Here is a 3,991-nt window from a genome sequence, read left to right on the forward strand (position 1 = left end):
AGGCGAGGCACCGAACGAAAGGGGCAAGAGCCCTTGGTTACTTGGGGCTTTTCCAAGTGACCCGCCGTAAGGGCGGACCCCTAAGCAGCCGTTACCGAAGAAACGGATATACACACACCCTAGCGCAAAAAAAAATGCCCGGCAGAGGCCGGGCATTCCAGACGCGAACTCAAGTCGGGCGCTAGTGTGTGTAACCCAGTTTCGCTGCCTTGCTCTCTTGCCCCTGCCCACGCGTAGCCAGGCAGTAATACAACGGACAAGTCACCACCAACCCCACCAGCCACGACAAATCAGCCCCGTCCACCAGATTGGCATAAAGCCCGACATACAACGACGTATTGGCAAACGGCAGCTGCACGATAATCCCGATGAAATACGCAACAATCGCATGCAGATTGAACCGCCCGTAAATCCCGCCATCAGCACGGAAGATTGAGGCAATGTCATAGTTGCCACGCTTGATCAGATAGAAATCAATCAGGTTGATCGACGCCCAAGGCACCAGCACCAGCAACAGCGCCAGAATCAACCCGATGAACTGCGAGATGAAATCCGCCGAAGCGCCCAATGCGACAAAACAGCAACCCGCCAGCACAACACTCGACAACACCACGCGCACTTTGATGCTCGGCGTCCACTGACTGGCGAAGGTCTGGATCGAGGTGATGATCGACAGCACCGCGCCATACAGATTCAAGGCGTTGTGACTGATGATGTTGAGCAAAAACAGGACCATCAGGATCGGCCCCAACCAGCCGGTGGACTGCTTCACCGCCGCCATCGCTTCGGTGCCTTCTGGAGTGGCCAACACCGCCACCGCGCCGAAAGTGAACGACAGAATGGTGCCCAGGGTAGCCCCCAGATACGTGGCAAAAAACGGACGGGCAATCCCGATATCCGCCGGCAGGTAACGCGAGTAGTCCGACACATAAGGCGAGAAGCTGATCTGCCAGATGATCCCCAACGACACCGTTGCCAGCCAGCCCGACAGGTTAAAACCGCCGCGGGTGAAGAAGTCCGCCGGCAGGTCATGGGCGAAAATGTAAAGAAAACCGGCAAGCAAGGCACTGCCCATGACCCAGGTCCCGATGCGATTGAGGGTGTGAATGAAGCGGTAGCCGATCACCCCGATCGCGGTGGCACTGAGGGCGCCGATGAGGATGCTCGCCGACACCGGAACCGAAGGCGCGATGCCGACAATGGACTTGCCGGCCAAGACGATGTTGGAGATGAAAAAGCCGATGTAGATCATCGCCGCAAAGAACACGATCAGCAGCGCACCATAACGGCCGAACTGGCCGCGGCTCTGCACCATCTGCGGAATCCCCATGCGCGGTCCTTGAGCCGACGCGAGGGCAATCACCAGACCGCCGACCATATGCCCGAGCGCAATTGCCAGCAGGCCCCAGAACAGGTCGAGGTGGAACACTTGAACCACCATGGCGCCTGTCACGATGGGCAGCGGTGCAATGTTGGTACTGAACCATAAAGTGAAAAGGTCGCGGGCCTTCCCGTGGCGTTCCGCGAGCGGGACGTAATCGACCGTGTGATTCTCGATCAGGGGGTCTTGCCGGGACATCTGGGACATGTGCATGAACTCTAGTTTGTCTGATCTTATAGTTGTACGAAGCCAAACCGGGGGAACTCTTTGGCTGCCCCTCAGATGCCGGTCATATTATGGTATTCCATCTTTTTAACAAGACTGATCCGGTCTTTTAGCGCCCATCTGAGCCGCAATCCTCAGGCATCAGCGCCCGCTTAAACGGGCTGAAAGCCCCGTAAACATTGGCTACAAAACCAAAAATGTACGTTTATCGGGCCAAAAAAAAAGCCCTTGCAAACTATGTATTACGGTATACCATCAGACCTATAAACACATAAAAACCCGCATTACACCGCCAGAGGACCGTCCCATGATCGATGCCGCCATCTACAAACAAGTGATGGGTTCGTTTCCTTCCGGGGTGACTGTGATCACCACGCTGGATGACGATGGCCACATCGTCGGCCTGACCGCCAGCGCCTTCAGCTCGCTGTCCATGGACCCAGCCCTGGTGCTGTTCTGCCCCAACTACAGCTCCGATTCCTATCCGGTACTGATCAAGAACAAACGCTTTGCCATTCACGTCCTGTCCGGCGGCCAGCAGAGCGAAGCCTATGCCTTCGCGCGCAAAGGCAAGGACAAGGCGCAAGGCATCGAGTGGACCTTGAGCGAGCTGGGCAACCCGATTCTGGCCAATGCCACAGCGGTCATCGAATGCGAGTTGTGGCGCGAATATGAAGGGGGCGACCACGCGATCATGGTCGGCGCGGTGAAGAACCTGATCGTGCCCCAGCAGAACGCCGGACCACTGGTGTATTGCCACGGCAAGATGGGCGCCCTGCCCGTGCTCGCCTGATCCAGAAAATATTTTGCGCATATTGCGAATTTCGATACTCCAATAATCAGCCAGCCGACTCCCGATCGACAGGCCAACAATAAAAGATCCGAGGTAAGCGTCATGAAGTTTTCCCTGTTCGTGCACATGGAACGTTGGGACGAAAGCGTCAGCCACCGTCAGCTGTTCGAAGACTTGACCGAACTGACCCTGATGGCCGAAGCCGGTGGTTTCAGCACCGTCTGGATCGGCGAACACCACGCCATGGAATACACCATCTCGCCGAGCCCGATGCCGCTGTTGGCCTACCTGGCCGCCAAGACCACCACCATTCACCTCGGCGCTGGCACCATCATTGCGCCGTTCTGGCACCCGTTGCGGGTCGCTGGCGAATGCGCACTGCTGGACGTGATCAGTAACGGTCGCATGGAAGTCGGTCTGGCCCGTGGCGCCTATCAGGTGGAGTTCGACCGCATGGCCGGCGGCATGCCCGCCTCCTCCGGCGGTCAAGCGCTGCGCGAGATGGTTCCGGTGGTGCGCGCCCTGTGGCAAGGCGATTACGCTCACGATGGCGATATCTGGAAATTCCCGAAGTCCACCAGCGTACCGAAGCCAATCCAGAAGCCTAATCCGCCAATGTGGATCGCCGCTCGCGACCCGGACTCACACAACTTCGCCGTGGCCAACGGCTGCAACGTCATGGTCACGCCGCTGATGAAAGGCGACGAAGAAGTCCTCGACCTGAAGAACAAGTTTCAGGCCGCGCTGGATAACAACCCGGACGTGCCACGCCCGCAACTGATGGTGCTGCGCCACACCCACGTCCACGCGGCGGATGACCCGGAAGGCTGGAAAGTCGGGGCCAAGGCGATCTCGAAGTTCTATCGCACGTTCGATGCCTGGTTCGGCAACAAGGAAGTGCCGGTCAACGGCTTCCTGGCGCCGAGCCCGGAAGAGAAGTTCGCCGAGCGCCCGGAGTTCAAACTGGAGAGTCTGCACAAGACCGCCATGATCGGCACCCCGGAAGAAATCATCCCGCGCATCAAGTATTACCAGGAACTGGGGGTCGACGAGTTCAGCTTCTGGTGCGATAACAGCCTGCCCCACGCGGAGAAGAAAAAATCCCTGGAGCTGTTTATCAAACACGTGGTGCCAGCGTTTCGCTGAGTCCACTACCCTGCCCCTCGGACGCGAAGCCGGGGGGGCTGACTGACGTGTAGGGTCGATTCCAATGATCAATGATCGCCGCCCATCACTCGCCCTTCCCTCCGGCGCCGAGCAGGCTTACCTGCGCGGCGAATGGACCGCTTCGCATCTCCATTTCAAACGCCTGCGCGCCAGCGTTACTGCCAAGCAGAACGGCTTCTGGCAACTCGTTCCCTGAGCCCACCCGAACTGGAATTCACGCACCCCACGTCTCGTTATCGCGAAGCGTGTCCGGTGCATTGTGCTTCGCCCATGATCAGGTTTGCTCTATGAACAATAAAAACGCGCTGTTGATCATCGACATGCAACAGGAGGACGGTTTCGTCCTGGAACACTTCGACACTGTGGCGGCCAACACCGCCGCCCTGCTCGAGACCGCCCGCCGTCAGCGGGTGCCTGTTATCTAT

4 protein-coding genes and 1 pseudogene are annotated in these 3,991 nt (G+C 58.2%); 4 read left to right on the forward strand and 1 reads right to left on the reverse strand.

Annotated features, from left to right (window positions below):
• Positions 1–181 precede the first annotated feature (181 nt).
• On the reverse strand, positions 182–1,588 hold the full coding sequence (locus tag E3W21_RS00095) for a cytosine permease (RefSeq protein WP_134417111.1): 1,407 nt from the start codon (positions 1,586–1,588) through the stop codon (positions 182–184).
• 325 nt (positions 1,589–1,913) lie between these two features.
• Between E3W21_RS00095 and E3W21_RS00100 the strand changes: the two genes are divergently transcribed.
• The 4 genes and pseudogenes from E3W21_RS00100 to E3W21_RS31500 form a co-directional block, all read left to right on the forward strand.
• On the forward strand, positions 1,914–2,399 hold the full coding sequence (locus E3W21_RS00100; protein WP_129443519.1) for a flavin reductase family protein: 486 nt from the start codon (positions 1,914–1,916) through the stop codon (positions 2,397–2,399).
• A gap of 102 nt (positions 2,400–2,501) precedes the next feature.
• Positions 2,502–3,545 carry an LLM class flavin-dependent oxidoreductase gene (locus E3W21_RS00105; RefSeq protein ID WP_134417112.1) on the forward strand — a complete coding sequence of 348 codons (1,044 nt, stop codon included), beginning with the start codon at positions 2,502–2,504 and terminating at the stop codon, positions 3,543–3,545.
• Between the two features lie 64 nt (positions 3,546–3,609).
• The gene (locus E3W21_RS31055) at positions 3,610–3,762 is read left to right on the forward strand and encodes a hypothetical protein (protein WP_166793798.1); all 153 of its coding nucleotides are present in this window, start codon (positions 3,610–3,612) and stop codon (positions 3,760–3,762) included.
• Positions 3,763–3,853: 91 nt separating this feature from the next.
• Positions 3,854–3,991: pseudogene (locus tag E3W21_RS31500) on the forward strand (isochorismatase family protein); the annotation flags it as partial.

The sequence above is a fragment of the Pseudomonas sp. F01002 genome, from assembly GCF_004402115.1.
Taxonomy (GTDB): domain Bacteria; phylum Pseudomonadota; class Gammaproteobacteria; order Pseudomonadales; family Pseudomonadaceae; genus Aquipseudomonas; species Aquipseudomonas frigoris.